This window comes from Flavobacterium sp. (assembly GCF_035456085.1).
GTDB lineage: Bacteria > Bacteroidota > Bacteroidia > Flavobacteriales > Flavobacteriaceae > Flavobacterium.
The window spans coordinates 1-17,760 of the sequence record NZ_DATIDY010000056.1 but is presented as its reverse complement, the minus strand read 5'-3'; the positions used below and the strand labels follow the sequence as shown (position 1 = coordinate 17,760).

Here is a 17,760-nt window from a genome sequence, read left to right as displayed (position 1 = left end):
TTTTGAATTCTGAATTTTTGAATTCATTTTGTGAATCTTTTTTTGAGCTTTTTTGAATTCAATCAAATCTATCTCTCCATTTAAACACGCTTTTCCATCTTTAAAAAAGCTTTTAAATTTCCCGGAAATTTTTTTCTGCTTCTCAGTTAGTTTTAATTTGCTGGTATAACTCAAATAACAGAAATCATTTGTAACTATTTTGGATTTTGAGTAGATGATGTTTTTCTCGGTAAAACTAAATTCATTTGTCTTTTTATTATAAAATCCTTCTATTTTATTTTTTGTTTCATTATCACCTCCAAGATCCGTAATCGATTGACCAGAAATTTTGCCATCACGTTCTGTAAAAGCCAAATGATAGGATATAATTGTGGTTTTATTGAGTTTTAATAAACCAGTAAACTCATATTCCTGAGAAAAAATCAAGGATGAATTTATTAGAAAAAATAGTACTAAAAAGAAATTTTTCATTGGGTAATTACTCTATATTTGCGGGCATTTAACAACAAATAAAACCTTTAAAAATGAAATTTAAAATTTTTGCCCCCCTTTTATTTTTTGCCTTTTTTACCAATTTTGTATTTGCCTCATTTCCAGTAGAGAGAGTTCAGCCTGTTGCAAATAAAATTGAAAACACGAATTCTAATACAGTAGCAGCTGCTGATAATGAAGATGACAATGCATCCTTTTCTGCAGTAGTGTCGGACCAAAAAAGTCAAGGAATTGCATTAGTTCTTGCTTTAACATTAGGTTTATTAGCTGCCCATAGATGGTATTTAGGAACACCAACTGTAATAAACATATTTTTTATTTTCACTTTAGGAGGTATTGGTATATGGTTATTAGTGGATATCATTAGAATATGTTGTGGTGGAATGAATCCTCAAGGAAGATATAAAAAATCGTTCTTTTAATGGTAACAGCCAAGAAATTTATAAGCTTATCAATTCTGTTGGTAAGCTTATCGGTTACAGCTCAAATTTCTGTTGGCAGAAGCCATCGTGGACCTTTTGACGATTTTAAAAAGGGAGATTATAAAATTATTAAAGCAAAAAAAACTGTTTTTGTAATCGATGATTTTAAAGTTCCCGAGTTTGAAAAAATGCTCAGTTCGTTTTGGGATCTAAACAAATACATTGTTGTTTCCAGAGAAGATTATGAAAAAACAAAGGAAAATTATCTCACTGAGGAATATGCTATTTTTGAGTTTAAAGGAGATGTTGTCACCAGCAGTCCTGCACCAGGTACTTCTGGGATAACTAACGAGTATTTGCATCTATTTTATAAGTATTATTATTACTCTGATATTAAAGTCAAAAACGACAAAACAAAATATGATACGAATGAAGTAGCAGCTATTTTTTTTGGCGGTAATGCAGAAGGTATGTGGGGAATGATTAACAGTAAAACATTTTATAATTTAGGTGAAAACCTATATAACTATAAATTAGGTTTTATGAAAAATTACCTCCAATTTGTTAATACTACGCTTAAAGATGAATGGTACAGTTTTGCTTACGCTTCAGATTATGATAAAAAGAAGATAAAAGCATTAAAAACTTCGACTCTTTATATTCCGGATTATCTTAAAACAAAATATGATGCCTTTAGAGGAACTGATTCTGAAAGAGAAAGCCCTGATGATTTACTTAAAAAATACAGCTATAAGTCAGAATTCATAGATACAGACAAGCTTAATGAGAAAATCTTAAATGCAACAGAAGACTTTTATTATTTAATGTATACCAAAGTGAATTCACAGAAATTCATTAGTGTTGTAAACGGTAGAACAGGTGAGGTTGTTTACAGAGAATATGACATTATGAGCTACAATATCAAAGCTAAAGATCTAAGCGAATTAAGTAGTTCTATAAAGTAAATAAATACTATTTTTATAAAGGCTGTCATTAATTTGGCAGCCTTTTTTGTGCTAAAAAAAATCCCTTTATGAACTCTGTTGAGAGATTCAGGATTTGTTTTATTGATAGATTTATCTGGAAAAGAGCAGTCTTTTGTATCTTTGCAAAGAAATTATATGAAATAGAGATCATGCCAAAAGGACCTGAAAAAAACACGAAAAACAAGGCTTTGCACACCAAACTGCTCAATCGGAAAAAAGCAAAGCTTCAAGAAGAGAAAAGAGATAAGGCAGCACGGATGAAAGCTTTGGTTACCAAAATGAACCAGCAAAAAAACAGTAGCGAATCGGATTAAAGATATTTAAATAGAAATACTACGCTAATTTGTGATGAAAAATATCACATATTAAACATAACAAAAAAAGCCTGTTCATTAATTTGAACAGGCTTTTGAATTATTATTAAGATGAGTATTATAAAGTATTAATGTGTATGCTTTGGATTAAAACCGTCTTCACTTAATTCTTCATGAACATAGTCAGCAACCATTTCGGCTTCGTAATCGATTTTTTCTCCTTTAGAGAATTTCGCAATTAATTTTTCCATCATTTCATAGATAACCGGAACAATGATTAAGGTTAGGAATAAAGATGAAATCAATCCTCCAATAATTACCCAAGCCAAACCATTTTTCCATTCAGCACCAGCTCCAGAAGCCAATGCAATCGGGAACATACCGAAAACCATCGCGATTGTCGTCATCAAGATCGGACGTAAACGAGCATGATTCGCTTGAATTAAAGCTTTACGGATTGTTTCACCAGCTTTTCTTCGTTGATTGGTATAATCGACAAGCATGATTGCATTCTTACACACCAGACCAATCAACATGATAATACCCAAAATGGTAAAGATGTTTAATGTTTTGTTAGTTAATGCCAGTGCTAACATCGCTCCAATGAACGACAGCGGAATAGCAAATAGTACCACAAACGGGTGAGCAAAACTGTCATACAATCCAACCATAATTAAGTAAACCAAAATAATAGCGGCTAACAATGCAATTCCTAAAGTACCAAAACCTTCGGATTGGTTTTCCTGATCTCCACCCCAAATGTAATCTACACCGGTTGGTTTTTTCAGTTTATCCAATTGCTTTTGCCATTGTTGAACGATAGTTCCAGTTGGAACCCCCACGTTTTGACCTTGAACAGTAACCGAAGCCGATTTGTCTCTACGTTCCAATTGACTTGGTCCGGAACCTTCGGTAATAGTCGCAAATTGTGATAATTTGATTTGTTGACCTTGATTGTTTATAAAAATCAGATTACTAACATCAGTAATGTTTTTTCTATCAAAAGCATTGTATTTGATGTTGATATCATATTCATAATCACCAGCTCTGTATTTTCCATCTGTGTTACCACTGAAAGCAGTTTGCATCGTCATACCAACAGTTTGCAATGTCAACCCCAAAGCCGACATTTTATCACGATCTACTTTAACATCTACTTCTGGATTTCCGTCTTCAACGGTTAATTTGATTTCGGTAGTTCCAGGGATTTTTCTTAATTCTGCTTCTGCTAATTTTGCAAAGGCCATTGCACTTTCCGTACTTGAACCTGTTACAATTAATCCCAAAGTAGCATTTTGAGCAGTACCAGTAATACCAACTGGAACTGTTTTTACTTTGGCACCAACTAAAACAGATTGCAACTGACGTTTGATTTTTGCAGCATATACCATAGCATCATCGGTACGATCTTTTTGGTCAATCATTTGAACGTCAATTTCCGATTTGTAGGCAGTCGCTTGAGAAGCTCCCATTCCTTCAGAAGTTTGTCCAATAGTGGTAAATTGACTCTTAACGTATTTCTGTTGTTTCAAATACGCTTCTGCTTTTTGCGTCATAAAGTTGGTTTGTTCAACCGAAGCGTCTTTTGGCATTTCAATTTGAACTAAAAACTCACCACTATCTGAAGATGCGAAAAACTCACCTCCAATAAATCCACCACCAACTAAACCTATAGTTGATGCAAAGAATAATACAACTACAACTCCAATGGTTTTCCAATAATGATCCAGACACCATTCTAGTATTTCGGTAACCCAATTGGTAAAACGAGTTAATAAATTTTCGAATCCAAGAATAGTTCTTTCGAATAGGTTTTTACCTTCTAAATGTTCTAGTTTTCCAAAGCGAGAAGACAACCAAGGAATAATTGTAAACGAAGCCAAAAGAGATAATAAAGTCGAAATTACTACGGTCATACAGAATTGCGTAATAATATTAGATACCAATCCTGAACTCATTGCAATTGGTAAAAATACCACCACAATTACCAAAGTAATTGAAGTTACAGTTCCTCCAATTTCGGCAGTTCCGTCATAAGAAGCACGGATACGGCTTTTGCCCATTTCCATGTGCCTGTAAATATTTTCCAAAACTACAATCGCATCGTCCACAAGAATACCTACTACTAATGAAAGACCAAGTAAACTCATTAAGTTCAAAGTATATCCTAAAAGATAAATCCCGATGAAAGTTGCAATTAACGAAGCCGGAATCGATACCATTACAATCAAAGAGTTTCGAACACTATGTAAGAAGAACAACATTACGAATGCTACCAATAATACAGCAAAAAATAAATCATGTAATACAGATTCTGCTGCTTCTAACGTAAAAATTGTACTGTCTTTAGCCGTTTTTAGTTCTAAATGATTTGATTTATAATCATTCTCTAATTTGGTAATAGTTTTGGCAACCAATTCACTTACTGCTACAGCATTAGCATCTGATTGTTTGATGATTTGTAAAATAATCGCACTTTTTTGATCAACACGGGCAATTTTTTCAGCCAGTTTTTGAGTGTCTTGTACATCGGCAATATCTTGTAAACGGATTTGAGCTCCATTTGCAGATGAAATTACCAAGTTTCTTAATTCTTCAACGTTTTTGTATTTACCCGCTAAACGAATTAATATTTTTTGATTTCTGGTTTGGATACTTCCGGTAGGGAAATCCAAATTTGATGACAAGATAAGTTGTTGCACTTGTGGTACAGATAAACCATATCCCTGCATTTTTTTGGCATCAAGGTTTACTTGAATTTCGCGTTCCTGACCACCAATAATGTTTACTTGAGCCACACCTTGAACACGGGACAAAACAGGAGCAATTTTTTTATCGATCAAATCGTAAAATGCTGCTTCATCCATTTTTCCATTCGCACCAAGAGTAATAATTGGCATGTCACTTAAAGAAAATTTATTAAGCGATGGCGTTTTGGCATCATCGGGTAAATCACTAATAATGGCGTTTATTTTTCGTTGCGCATCATTCATAGAAACATCCACTTTGGCATTGGAAGTTAATGTGATGGTTACAACAGAAAGACTTTCGTATGATTTGGAATCGATTTTTTTGATATTTTCTATAGAAGCAATCGCATCTTCGACTTTTTTGGTAACTGTATTTTCAACCTCACTTGGAGAAGCTCCAGGATAGACAGTTGCAATAGTAATTACATTCATGTCAAACTTAGGGATCAATTCATACCCTAATTGTTTGTAACTAAATAGTCCTCCCAGAATCAGGATCGTAAACAATACGATCACTAACGAAGGACGTTTTATGGATATTTCTGCTAATTTCATATATTTTGTTTTAGTTATTAGCCATTAGGCAAAAGGCATTAGTAGTAGAGAACTAGCACTATATGCATTTTTATTTTAATTGTTAAAAAATCTTTTACTTATGGCTTTTGCCTAATTACTTTTGCCTATTTAATAATTTCTACCGTATTTCCGTCTTGTAAATTAATCTGACCAGTTGTTATTACAGTTTCCCCTTCTGATAAACCACTTAAGATTTCTACTTTATCACCTAAAATTTTACCGGCAGTAACTGTTTTTAATTTAGCGATTCCATTTTCTACAACAAACACTTGGTTGCTGCTTACACTTCCTACGAATGCATTTCTTGGAACCGTAGTCATGATTCTTTTTTGTTGTGCCGATTTAAATTCTGCAGTTCCGTACATACCCGCTTTGATGTCGTTGTTGGCATTATTTACAACTTCGATTTCTACAGGGAAATTCAAATTACTATCTGCTTTTGCAGCGATGAAAGTGATTTTTCCTGAAAATGTTTTGTCTGGATAAACACTTGTTTTTATAGCGATAGTATTTCCAATTCTTAAACTTGCTACTTGGCTTTCGTCAACTGTAACAGTAAGTTTTAGTTTAGAAACATTTACAATATCAAACAAAGCTGTTGCTGGTGTAGCAGAAATAATAGATCCTGGTTCGATATATTTTTTGTTGATGATTCCGTTTATTGGAGCTTTAATACGTGTATCCCCAATGTTGATTCTGGATTGTTTGTAATTAGCTTCAGCATTTGTCAACGCTACTTTTGCCTGATCCAATTGTTGTTTGGTAACTCCTCCTGTTTTGTACGCATTTTCAAAACGGCTGTAATCTGATTTTGCATTCATGTAAGCAACTTCAACGGCTTGAGCATTTACATTAATAACATCACCTCTCATAACTGCTAATGTTTGACCTACAGTTACGTGGTCACCTTCTTTAGCCAAAACTTGAACTATTTTTCCAGATTTTTCAGCAGAAAAAGTAAGTTCCTGTGTAGGTTCAAAATTTCCATTGGCAACAAAATCAAGAGAGACTTCTTCTCTTTTTACTGCTTCAGTTTTTACAGCAACACTTGCATTTTTCTCAGCAACAATGGCGATTTTTTCTGCGTTTGCTTTTTTGTTTTTATTTAAAGTAAAAGCAATAAGTGCCAATGCTCCCAAAATTACAACTGCGGTTATTATATTCTTTTTCATCTTATTATTTAGTTTAATAGGTTTTTAAGTTCTCCTTTTGATTTGATTAATGTTATTTCTGCTATTTTATAGGCTAATACTGCTCTGGTATAGTTGTTTTGTGCTTCGAGTGATGCGTTTTCGGCATCCAGTAAATCTGTTAATGAAGCTAAACCTTGAAGGTAATTGTTTTTGGTGTTGCTCAAAATATCCCCAGCCAATCGCATGTTCTCTTTTTGGGTTTGAATGGTTTTAATATTATTCTCTATTTGAGTTTTCGCATTTCTGTAATCCAAATCCAAGGCAAGCTGCGTGTCTTTGATGTCTTCTTGCAGCGAACGAATTTGAACATCAGCCTGTCTAACTCTGGCTCGGGTTCCAAAACCGTTAAAAATAGGCACTCTCATATTCAATCCAATTGCAGAGTAATCCGACCAATACACACCATCTTTAGGTTTTGCAAACCAAGGCATTTCAGGTCCTTGTCCAATGAAGTTATATCCGGCAACCAACGAAAGTGTCGGGTAATATTCAGCTTTTACGGCAGCTTTATTGTATTCTAATAATTCTTCCTGTTTTTTCAAAAGCAAATATTCAGATCGGTTTGCCGTATTTGGAGTTTCTGTCAATGCATGTGGTGTTACTTCAAATTCGGTTCTTGGGATTTCGATTTTTGCTTCAATTGGCATTCCCATATAAAACTTCAAAGCATTTTCCTGTAAATCAATTTGATTCTTGATTTGTTGTCTATCAGTATCGATGTTTGACAATTTTACGATGATACGATCCAAATCAATTTTTTTGGCCAAACCATTGTCGAATTGCCCTTTTACGATGTCGCGAACTTTTGTGGTATTCACATAATTGCTGTCCAATAAAGTCAGCCTTTCTCGTAGCACGTAAACCGAATAATAGTTGTTGGCTACTCTTTCAATCACTTGCTCTTCGGTCAGTTGATCGTTGATTTGGTAAAATTCACGAGTTGATTTCGCGGCCCTCAAACCGGTAAATACGGCTTCGTCGAAAATCGTTTGGTTCAACGAAACTCCAGCTCCCGAAGTCCAATTTTGCCCAAAAGAAATCTGTTTTGAAGTTCCTGGTGCTCCAAAAAAGGCGCCATCAATTACATTGGTTTGTAAAATAGGGTTATAGGTTAAACTTCCGTTGGCAGCGATTTGCGGTAAAGCTCTCGAACGGATTTCTTGAATTTTGTATTCGCTGTTTTCTATTTCTAATTTTGCTTTTTTGGCTTCGGCTTTGTTCTCAAGTGCGTATGTAATCGCCGCTTTTAAAGTCAGTGGCTGTACTGCTGTTTGAGATTGCGCAGTAAGAGCAAAGCTTAAGAATGTTAATAAAAGTATTCTCTTCATGATATAGTTGAGTTTAATAAATGTTCTAATATGGTTAAGCCTTTCTCGGTACAAATCGATCTAAGGTGATATTCTAAATAAGTTTCCTGAACTGTTTTTGGATTGAATTTTTCCGGCTGAAAAATCTCTAAATCTTTGAGGTTTGTCATGGCTGCGTAATAAAAACGAGCAATGAGTTCAATGTTCATGTTTGGTCTAAACAATCCTTGGTCGACACCCTTTTGTAGATTGGCAACAACACAAACTCCCATTTTATCGAATTGTTTTAACATCAATTCTTTATGAATTTGTGGGTAAAACTTATGTAATTGATAAATAGATGATGAATCTTCATCTTTTAGTTTTGTTAATACAAAATCTTTTATAATGAACATTTCTTCGATTGGGTTTTTGTCTAGAGCGTAAATCTCATCAACGCCACACGATATAGTTTCAAACAGATACTGTGTTGCGGCCTCAATCAATTCGATTTTATTTGAAAAATGTTGGTAAATTGTTTTTTTCGAAATAGCCATTTCATTAGCAATATCATCCATTGTTACGCTCTTAAAACCTTGTTTAAGAAACATCTGATTGGCTTTTATTATAATTTTTTCTTTCATTATGAGATAACTTTTCCTATCGAAGTTTGATCAGGAATCACACTTCAATAGTTAGTTTAATAAATGAGTTTGATTTGTTACTGTAAATAATTAGTGTGTAAATTCTAAATTGGCAATAAGTTTAATTTCCTTACTCACCGGTGTGTATTTATTTTTGCGAAGCAGATTTCGATTCAATCCAAAATCGTTACGGTTTATATTTCCCGTGATTTCAAATGAAGCTTTCTCGACACCATCATAATTGTTGAAGCCTAAAAACTCGGTATCTAATTCGACAACTTTGGTGATGTTTTTAATAGTTAAAAATCCTTTCAGGAAGTTGATGTTGTTGTTTATTTTTTGAAAAGAAGTAGACTTAAATTGTATCAAAGGACCTTCGTTATTGTTGAATGATTCTGTGAATTTAGAATCTTCATTTTCCTCTGAAGCTATGCTTTTATCATTTACATTAAAAGAAAATTCTATTGAAGCGTCCTCAACTTCGTTATTTTGTATTGCGACATGACCTTTGAAATTGTTTCTTTTCCCAGGCATGTAGCTTATTAGCGAATGCTTAGTTTTTATTATTACGTCTGATTCGTTTGAATCAATCTCCCATGCATTTTCCATGATAATAAGTTTAGTAATAGTATTTCCTAATATTTGATTTTTAAATGAATTTTGGAAACTTTGAACACTAATAAAGTTTCTTGTGTTCTGCAAATGTAATAAGGAAACTTTGAATACCTATAAAGTTTCCAATGTTTTTTTTAATTTTTTTTTATTAAGAAAACAACAGGAGGATTTTGTGTTGATATTCAGTTTAATAATTGATATTTGAATTGTATCTTTGAAACCTTCAAATCCTATTAAACTTCCAGGAAGTAAATTATATCTTATTTTTATGCACGCGATTCATCAGTATCAAGAATTTTTCATTACTTATTTAGAAAGTCAAAATATCAATAAAGAACCCAAAAATCTTTACATACCAATAGATTATATTCTGAGTTTAGGCGGAAAAAGAATGAGACCCGTGCTTACTTTAATGACAACAGAAATTTTTGATGACGATTATAAAAAAGCGCTTCCGGCAGCAATGGCTGTTGAGGTTTTTCATAATTTTTCACTAGTTCACGATGATATTATGGATGATGCTCCTCTACGAAGAGGCGAACAAACTGTTCATGAAAGATGGGATATCAATACCGGAATTCTTTCGGGAGATGCGATGCTCATTTTGGCTTACCAATATTTTGAACAATACGAGCCAAATGTTTTTAGGGATTTGGCCAAGTTGTTCAGTAAAACGGCTCTTGAAGTTTGCGAAGGACAACAATGGGACGTTGATTTTGAAACCCGCACTGATGTTACAATTCCGGAATATCTCAAAATGATCGAATATAAAACCGCTGTTTTAGTAGCAGCTGCGATGAAAATGGGCGCAATTGTTGCAAATACTTCAACCGAAAACGCCAATCTAATTTACGATTTTGGACTTCACTTAGGGTTAGCTTTCCAATTGCAAGATGATTATTTAGACGCTTTTGGTGACCCGGAAACTTTTGGAAAACAAGTTGGAGGTGATATTATAGAAAATAAAAAAACGTATTTGTACTTGAAAGCAGTTGAGTATTCAGATGCAAAACAAGCTCAGGAATTGAGTGATTTATTTACGATTCATTCTAATGATAATGAGCAAAAAATAAGTAAAGTAAAAGCTATTTTTAATCAAACCGGTGCTGCAGAAGCAACTCAGAAAGCGATTAAAGAATATACTTTTAAAGCTTTTGAGACTTTAGAAAAAATGGATATTGATCCATCCAAAAAAGAGGTTTTAAGAGTTTTTGGGGAAAATCTGATGGGTAGAAAAGTATAAAATTTCAATATCAATGGCAATGACAATATAAATTTTGAAAGTTGAATTTTACATTGATTGCTATTGATTTTTGTAATTGTCATTGAAATTGAAAATTTGAAATTGAAAAATATGTTTATAGCGCCAGCAAATACCGATTTATTACTGCAAGAAGCCAACAACGAAGCGCTTTACGTTAATTTGATTCTTCAATTGAACAAGGATTTCAATTTGGCCAACGAGGCTGTTGATTTCCCTAAAAGCATAACTCCCGATGAATTAAAAGTTCAATTGCACGAAAAAATCTACCGACTCATTCAATACAAATTTGCAGAATATCTCAATTTGTTATACATAATTGATGTTTCCGAAAACGAAATCAAAAAACTGGACGGTTCTGATTTGGTTATTCTTGCCGAAGAAGTCGCTTTTTTAATTTTGAAAAGAGAATGGCAGAAGGTTTGGTTCAGGAATAAGTATAAATAGTTGCTAAGTTTCTAAGATTCTGAGTAGCTAAGTTACGAATGTTTTCTTTAAAATTAAATAACTTAAAATATAAGCCCCTACAGGTTTTAAAAATCTGTAGGGGCTCTTTTTGTGGTTTAAAACTTAGAAACTTAGCTACTCAGAATCTTAGTAACTTTAAAAGTATGCTCTCACAAAAGGCATCAGCGCATCACCATAAACATTGTCATTTTCATCAAACAATACATTATAAGCAACGCCAACAGTTACATTTCCTGTTCGATAACCAGCGCCCAAAAACAATGCGGTATTCCAGAAGTTGTCGGTATAGCCAGGTTGGCCGTAATATGATTCATAATGATTGTTGACATAAGATTCATTCAAATTTATAGAAAACTGGATTTGAGGAATCGGATTGATGTACGTTAAAAAACTCACCCCATAAATTCCGGAGCTATAATAATTTTTTGACGAAACATAACTTCCTTGAAGTCCAAGTCCAGCAGCGAAATATTGATTGAAATTATAAATCGCACTTGGAGCTATCGAAATATCAGTATAACCACTTCCAAAACTCATACCTAAACCACCTCCAAATTGCACTTTTTCCCAAAAAGGATTTGCCGATTGTTGCGGTTGCGAATACTGAGCTATTACGTTTTCGTTAATAAACAGTATAATTACTACAAAAATAAATTTTGACAGGCTGGTTGACGTGTTTTTTTTCATCTTGGAGGCGTTTTTTAACAAATTTTTACGTAAAAGTACGTAAAAAAATAGATTTAAATAATTGCTTTATTGTATTTTTGCCGAACTATTTAACAAAAGTATATTCAATAAAAATATTATGGATAGGTTTTCATTTTTAAACGCAGCACACACCGAATTTTTTGCTCAATTATATGATCAATATTTAGAAAATCCAGATAGCGTAGAGCCAAGTTGGAGAAGTTTTTTCCAAGGTTTTGATTTTGGAATGACAACTTATAATGACGAAAACCCTGTTCAACGAATTGTTGAATATGTAGAGACTGGTGCAGATTGTAGTTTGGTTTCAGATAAATTACAAAAAGAATTTAATGTTTTAAAATTAATTGATGCATACCGTACACGCGGGCATTTGTTTACTAAAACAAATCCTGTTCGTGATCGTAGAACATATGCACCAACTTTAGATATTGAAAATTTTGGACTATCATCTGCTGATTTGTCAACTGTTTTTGATGCCGCTCAGGCCATTGGTGTGCCAGCTTGTTCATTGCAAGATATTGTAAATCGTCTAAAATCTATTTATTGCCAACATATCGGTATTGAATATATGTATATCAGAAATCCTGGCGTTGTAAAATGGATTCAGGATAAATTAAGTGTAAACGTAAATCAGCCAAATTTTTCTGTAGATGAAAAAAAGGCTATTTTGAATAAATTAAATGAAGCTGTTTCTTTTGAGAACTTTTTGCATACTAAATATGTGGGGCAAAAACGTTTTTCATTAGAAGGAGGAGAGTCTGTAATTCCAGCTCTTGATGCTTTGATCGAAAAAGCTGCCGAAAAAGGAGTAGAGCAATTCGTAATGGGAATGGCTCACCGTGGCCGTTTGAATGTATTGGCTAACATTTTCGGAAAATCCACTCAGGATATCTTCGGAGAATTTGATGGAAAAGATTACGATCAGGAATATTTTGACGGAGACGTAAAATACCACTTAGGGCTTACATCTGATAAAGTGACTAAGTCTGGAAAGAAAATAAACATCAATTTAGCTCCAAACCCTTCACATCTTGAAACAGTAGGCGCAGTAATCGAAGGTATTACAAGAGCGAAACAAGATAAATATTTCCCAAATGATTTTACTAAAGTTCTGCCAATTGCCGTTCACGGAGATGCTGCTATTGCAGGACAAGGATTGCTTTATGAAATTATTCAAATGTCATTGCTTGACGGATACAAAACCGGTGGTACTATTCACATTGTGATCAATAACCAAGTTGGTTTTACAACTAATTACTTAGATGCTCGTTCGTCTACTTATTGTACTGATGTTGCCAAAGTAACACTTTCGCCAGTATTACACGTAAATGCTGATGACGCAGAAGCAGTTGTTCATGCAGTATCATTTGCTTTAGATTATAGAATGCAATATGGTCGTGATGTATTTATCGACTTATTAGGATATAGAAAATATGGTCATAACGAAGGTGACGAACCTCGTTTTACTCAACCAGTTTTATACAAAATCATAGCAAAACATCAAAACCCAAGAGATATTTATGCTGAAAAGTTATTATCAGAAGGAGTTATTGATGCTAATTACGTAAATGCAATTGAGAAAGAATATAAAAAGGATCTTGAAGAAAATTTAGAAGCTTCACGTAAAAAGAATTTGACTATCATTACCCCATTTATGCAAAATGAATGGAAAGGATTCAACCAGGTTTCTGATGATGTCATGTTGAAAAAAGTAGATACAACTTTTGATAAAAAATCATTAGATTCTATTATTAACACAGTTTCTACATTACCAGCAGACAAAAAATTTATCAGTAAGATAACCAAAATTGTTTCTGACAGAAAAGCGGGATACGACAACAATACTATAGATTGGGGAACTGCCGAAACATTAGCTTACGGTTCACTTTTGACAGAAGGATTTGATGTGCGTGTTTCAGGTCAGGACGTAGAGCGTGGTACATTCTCTCACCGTCATGCTGTAGTCAAAGTAGAAGATTCTGAAGAAGAAGTAATCTTGTTGAACGGAATCGAAAACAAAAAAGGAAATTTCAATATTTTCAATTCACATTTGTCTGAGTATGGTGTACTTGGTTTTGATTATGGTTATGCATTAGCAAATCCAAACTCATTGACTATTTGGGAAGCACAATTTGGAGATTTCTCTAATGGAGCGCAAATTATGATTGACCAATATATTTCATGTGGAGAAGACAAATGGAACAACCAAAATGGTATTGTTTTGTTATTGCCTCATGGATACGAAGGACAGGGAGCTGAGCACTCTTCTGGAAGAATGGAACGTTATTTACAACTTTGTGCCCGTCACAATATGTATGTTGCTGATTGTACAACGCCAGCGAACTTCTTCCATTTGTTAAGAAGACAAATGAAAACAACTTTCCGTAAACCGTTGGTAGTTTTCTCTCCAAAAAGTTTATTGCGTGACCCAAGATGTGTATCTACAGTAGAAGAACTAGCAAATGGAAGTTTCCAGGAAACTATCGATGATGCAGCTGTAAACAAAAAGGATGTAAAAACATTAGTTTTCTGTACAGGTAAATTCTACTATGATATTGTTGCCGAAAGAGGAAACAACGGAAGAAATGATGTAGCAGTAGTGCGTATCGAGCAATTATTTCCTTTCCCTGCAGAGCAAATCAAAGAAATCATTGCTAAATATCCAAATGCAGACGACTATGTATGGGCACAAGAAGAGCCTAAAAACATGGGAGCTTACAGCTATATGTTGATGAATTTTGATTTTATCAAATGGAGATTGGCTTCATTAAAAGCATATTCAGCACCAGCTTCAGGAAGTTATACCAGAGCAAAACGCCGCCATGCAGATGCTATCAGAATGGTATTCGATAAAAATTTATTTAGATAAGAAAAAAGAATTGTTTCAGGTTTAAAGTTTCAGGTTTAATTCCAATTTGAAACTTTAAACAAATTAAACTTTAAACAAAGAATAAGATGATTTTAGAAATGAAAGTCCCATCGCCAGGGGAATCAATTAAAGAAGTAGAAATTGCAACATGGTTAGTAAAAGATGGTGATTATGTAGAAAAAGACCAAGCTATTGCTGAGGTTGATTCAGATAAAGCAACTCTTGAATTACCAGCTGAAATGAGCGGTGTTATTACATTAAAAGCTGAAGAAGGTGATACAGTAGCAGTTGGGGCAGTAGTTTGTCTTATTGATACTGATGCAGCTAAACCATCAGGTTCGGCTCCGGCAGCAGCTCCAGTAGCTGAAGCGCCAAAAGCAACTGAAGCACCAAAAGCAGCACCTGCACCAGTGGCAGCAACGCCAGCACCCGCAGCCTCTTATGCAGCTGGAACTCCATCTCCGGCAGCTAAAAAAATATTAGAAGAAAAAAATATCGCCCCAGCAACTGTATCAGGAACTGGTAAAGGTGGAAGAATAACTAAAGATGATGCTGTAAATGCAGTACCTTCTATGGGGACTCCAACAGGTGGAAGTCGTGGTGTTGAACGTACAAAATTATCAATGTTGCGCCGTAAAGTAGCTGAAAGATTGGTTTCTGCTAAAAACGAGACAGCAATGTTGACTACTTTCAACGAAGTAAACATGACGCCAATCAACTTGATTCGTAATGAATACAAAGATGCATTCAAAGCAAAACACGGTGGACTTGGTTTAGGATATATGTCTTTCTTTACCAAAGCGGTAACAAGAGCTTTAGAATTGTATCCAGACGTAAACTCTATGATGGATGGTGATCACAAAATCGCTTTTGATTTCGCTGATATTTCTATTGCAGTTTCTGGGCCAAAAGGATTGATGGTTCCTGTAGTTCGTAATGCTGAAAACTTAACTTTCCGTGGAGTTGAAGCTGAAATCAAAAGATTAGCACTTAGAGCTCGTGACGGACAAATCACAGTTGATGATATGACTGGCGGTACTTTTACAATCACTAACGGTGGTGTATTTGGTTCTATGTTGTCTACACCAATTATCAACCCTCCTCAATCTGGAATCTTAGGAATGCACAACATCATCGAGCGTCCAATCGCTGTAAACGGTAAAGTAGAAATTCACCCAATGATGTATGTAGCGCTTTCTTATGACCACAGAATTATCGACGGACGTGAGTCTGTTGGTTTCTTAGTTGCTGTAAAAGAAGCTTTAGAAAACCCATTAGAATTATTGATGGGTGGAAATGCTAAAAAAGCATTGGAACTATAGTTTAAAATAATTTCAATTTACAAGACCGATGTTTTTATTCAGAGCATCGGTCTTTTTTGTTTATTTGTATTCTTGATCAAATTTTATGCTACAAAAAAATAAATCTGCAGCGATTGGCTTCATCTTCATTACGATGTTAATCGACATTACTGGATGGGGAATTATCATTCCGGTTATACCAAAATTGATAGAAGAGCTTATTCATGGTGATATTAGCGAAGCAGCCAAAATAGGTGGCTGGTTAACGTTTGCGTATGCGATAACGCAGTTTGTATTTGCTCCTGTAATCGGGAATTTAAGCGATAAATTTGGCAGAAGACCAATTATCTTAATTTCGTTGTTTGGATTTTCTTTAGATTATCTTTTGCTGGCTTTTTCTCCAACTATTATCTGGTTATTTATAGGCCGAATCATTGCTGGTGTTACGGGAGCCAGTATTACTACAGCCTCGGCATATATTGCAGATGTGAGTACTGCCGAAAACAGGGCTAAAAATTTTGGTTTAGTAGGGGCTGCTTTTGGATTAGGATTTATCGTAGGTCCAGTTATTGGAGGCTTATTGGGACAATATGGTTCAAGAGTTCCTTTTTATGCTGCAGCTGTTTTGTGTATGGTTAATTTTTTATACGGCTTTTTCATTTTACCCGAATCATTAAAAAAAGAAAACAGAAGAGATTTCGAATGGAAAAGAGCTAATCCAATTGGCGCTATTATTGGTTTGAAAAAGCATCCTACATTAATTGGTCTTATTGTTGCGATATTCTTATTATATGTGGGTTCTCATGCTGTTCAAAGCAATTGGAGTTTCTTTACGATTTATCAATTTAATTGGGATGAACGGATGATAGGCATATCGTTAGGTATAATTGGTTTGCTGGTAGGAATTGTACAAGGCGTTTTAGTACGTTGGATTAATCCAAAATTAGGAAACGAAAAGAGCATATATATCGGTTTGGCACTATATACTATTGGAATGTTATTGTTTGCTTTTGCAACCGAAAGCTGGATGATGTTTGTGTTTTTAATTCCATATTGTCTAGGAGGAATTGCTGGTCCCGCACTACAATCAGTGGTTTCAAGTAAAGTATCACCAAGTGAACAGGGAGAAATTCAAGGGACTTTAACGAGTTTAATGAGTGCATCATCAATTATTGGTCCGCCAATGATGGCAAATACATTTTATTACTTTACACATAGCGCAGTTCCTTTTAAATTTGCCGGAGCACCGTTCATTTTAGGAGGAATTTTGATGTTGTTGAGTACTGTTGTTGCTTACTTTTCACTAAAAAAGCACACTACTTCAAATACAAACAATGATTGAAATAGTCAATAATTCCTTTGCCTTTCAGCAGGACATCGGCACCGATGATACCATGAACAGGTTTGACTTTATATTGACGTAAAGCTTGGTTAACATGAGATAAATCGAAGATCACAAGATCAAGCTTGCGCGTCTTCCATTTGGCCAATTTGAGTTTGTTGCCCGAAGCCATTTGCGTAAGCATGCCTGTAGCTCCCGCACCCGAAGCTTTGGTTTTGGAATTTTCGGCTTTCAATGCAAAATATTCAATGCTTTCAAATCCCACACAACTGTTGGAAGCGCCTGTGTCCAATATGAAATTTCCTTTTACACCATTGATTTTTGCCTTGATTAGGAGGTGTTGGGTTTTAGTAATTGTGAACTTTACTTTTTTGTAATCTGCCTTTTTGAGTTTTTCGTGTAGATTTTTCATATTGGAAATGGCTATTGTGTATAGTAAAAATAGCATTAGTTTATGGGATTATTGAATTATTTTTTCTAATTTAATTCTTGCTGAAATATGTTTTTGAGATATGAAACTGATGATGAATTTT

Annotated in this window: 15 protein-coding genes and 1 pseudogene; 8 read left to right on the top strand and 8 right to left on the bottom strand. The window is 34.4% G+C overall.

Annotation, left to right across the window (positions count from 1 at the left end; translation table 11 throughout):
* Positions 1–471, bottom strand: a pseudogene (locus tag VLC96_RS04620) (hypothetical protein); the annotation flags it as partial.
* A 53-nt stretch (positions 472–524) separates the two neighbouring features.
* Between VLC96_RS04620 and VLC96_RS04615 the strand changes: the two are divergent.
* The 3 genes from VLC96_RS04615 to VLC96_RS04605 all read left to right on the top strand — a co-directional run bounded on the left by VLC96_RS04615 (position 525) and on the right by VLC96_RS04605 (position 2,214).
* A complete protein-coding gene (locus VLC96_RS04615; protein WP_325260921.1) occupies positions 525–914 on the top strand; it encodes a TM2 domain-containing protein in 390 nt (129 codons plus the stop codon).
* Positions 914–1,879 (top strand): hypothetical protein, encoded by a 966-nt coding sequence (locus VLC96_RS04610; protein ID WP_325260919.1) that lies wholly within the window; start codon positions 914–916, stop codon positions 1,877–1,879. Before VLC96_RS04615 ends, VLC96_RS04610 begins: the two co-directional genes overlap by 1 nt.
* 68 nt (positions 1,880–1,947) lie before the next feature.
* Positions 1,948–2,214: a hypothetical protein gene (locus tag VLC96_RS04605; RefSeq protein WP_325260924.1), complete on the top strand. Its 267-nt coding sequence runs from the start codon at positions 1,948–1,950 to the stop codon at positions 2,212–2,214.
* A 128-nt stretch (positions 2,215–2,342) separates the two neighbouring features.
* Here VLC96_RS04605 and VLC96_RS04600 read toward each other — a convergent pair whose 3' ends face one another.
* The 5 genes from VLC96_RS04600 to VLC96_RS04580 all read right to left on the bottom strand — a co-directional run bounded on the left by VLC96_RS04600 (position 2,343) and on the right by VLC96_RS04580 (position 9,272).
* Entirely contained in the window at positions 2,343–5,519 is a 3,177-nt protein-coding gene (locus VLC96_RS04600; RefSeq protein ID WP_325260918.1) for an efflux RND transporter permease subunit, read from the bottom strand.
* Positions 5,520–5,644: 125 nt separating this feature from the next.
* Positions 5,645–6,712, bottom strand: coding sequence for an efflux RND transporter periplasmic adaptor subunit (locus tag VLC96_RS04595; RefSeq protein WP_325260917.1), 1,068 nt, complete (start codon positions 6,710–6,712; stop codon positions 5,645–5,647).
* 8 nt (positions 6,713–6,720) lie between these two features.
* The gene (locus tag VLC96_RS04590; RefSeq protein ID WP_325260916.1) at positions 6,721–8,061 is read right to left on the bottom strand and encodes a TolC family protein; all 1,341 of its coding nucleotides are present in this window, start codon (positions 8,059–8,061) and stop codon (positions 6,721–6,723) included.
* Entirely contained in the window at positions 8,058–8,663 is a 606-nt protein-coding gene (locus VLC96_RS04585) for a TetR/AcrR family transcriptional regulator (protein ID WP_325260915.1), read from the bottom strand. Before VLC96_RS04585 ends, VLC96_RS04590 begins: the two co-directional genes overlap by 4 nt.
* A 90-nt stretch (positions 8,664–8,753) precedes the next feature.
* Positions 8,754–9,272, bottom strand: coding sequence for a YceI family protein (locus VLC96_RS04580; RefSeq protein WP_325260913.1), 519 nt, complete (start codon positions 9,270–9,272; stop codon positions 8,754–8,756).
* Between the two features lie 274 nt (positions 9,273–9,546).
* On the opposite strand from VLC96_RS04580, the gene VLC96_RS04575 reads away from it, so the two are divergent.
* Positions 9,547–10,521 carry a polyprenyl synthetase family protein gene (locus VLC96_RS04575; RefSeq protein WP_325260922.1) on the top strand — a complete coding sequence of 325 codons (975 nt, stop codon included), beginning with the start codon at positions 9,547–9,549 and terminating at the stop codon, positions 10,519–10,521.
* A 111-nt stretch (positions 10,522–10,632) separates the two neighbouring features.
* A complete protein-coding gene (locus VLC96_RS04570) occupies positions 10,633–10,986 on the top strand; it encodes a hypothetical protein (RefSeq protein ID WP_325260911.1) in 354 nt (117 codons plus the stop codon).
* A 156-nt stretch (positions 10,987–11,142) separates the two neighbouring features.
* On the opposite strand, the gene VLC96_RS04565 is transcribed toward VLC96_RS04570, so the two are convergent.
* Positions 11,143–11,694, bottom strand: a complete 552-nt coding sequence (locus tag VLC96_RS04565) for a hypothetical protein (RefSeq protein ID WP_325260909.1) — start codon at positions 11,692–11,694, stop codon at positions 11,143–11,145.
* Positions 11,695–11,812: 118 nt separating this feature from the next.
* Here VLC96_RS04565 and VLC96_RS04560 point away from each other — a divergent pair, with 118 nt between their 5' ends.
* The 3 genes from VLC96_RS04560 to VLC96_RS04550 all read left to right on the top strand — a co-directional run bounded on the left by VLC96_RS04560 (position 11,813) and on the right by VLC96_RS04550 (position 17,227).
* A complete protein-coding gene (locus VLC96_RS04560) occupies positions 11,813–14,584 on the top strand; it encodes a 2-oxoglutarate dehydrogenase E1 component (protein WP_325260908.1) in 2,772 nt (923 codons plus the stop codon).
* 86 nt (positions 14,585–14,670) lie between these two features.
* Entirely contained in the window at positions 14,671–15,906 is a 1,236-nt protein-coding gene (gene odhB, locus VLC96_RS04555; protein ID WP_325260907.1) for a 2-oxoglutarate dehydrogenase complex dihydrolipoyllysine-residue succinyltransferase, read from the top strand.
* An 85-nt stretch (positions 15,907–15,991) separates the two neighbouring features.
* A complete protein-coding gene (locus VLC96_RS04550) occupies positions 15,992–17,227 on the top strand; it encodes a TCR/Tet family MFS transporter (RefSeq protein ID WP_325260905.1) in 1,236 nt (411 codons plus the stop codon).
* Here the strand turns inward: VLC96_RS04550 and VLC96_RS04545 are convergent.
* Complete coding sequence (locus VLC96_RS04545) at positions 17,202–17,639, bottom strand: retropepsin-like aspartic protease (RefSeq protein ID WP_325260904.1); 438 nt, start codon at positions 17,637–17,639, stop codon at positions 17,202–17,204. The two genes, VLC96_RS04550 and VLC96_RS04545, sit on opposite strands and share 26 nt — an antisense overlap.
* Positions 17,640–17,760 lie beyond the last annotated feature (121 nt).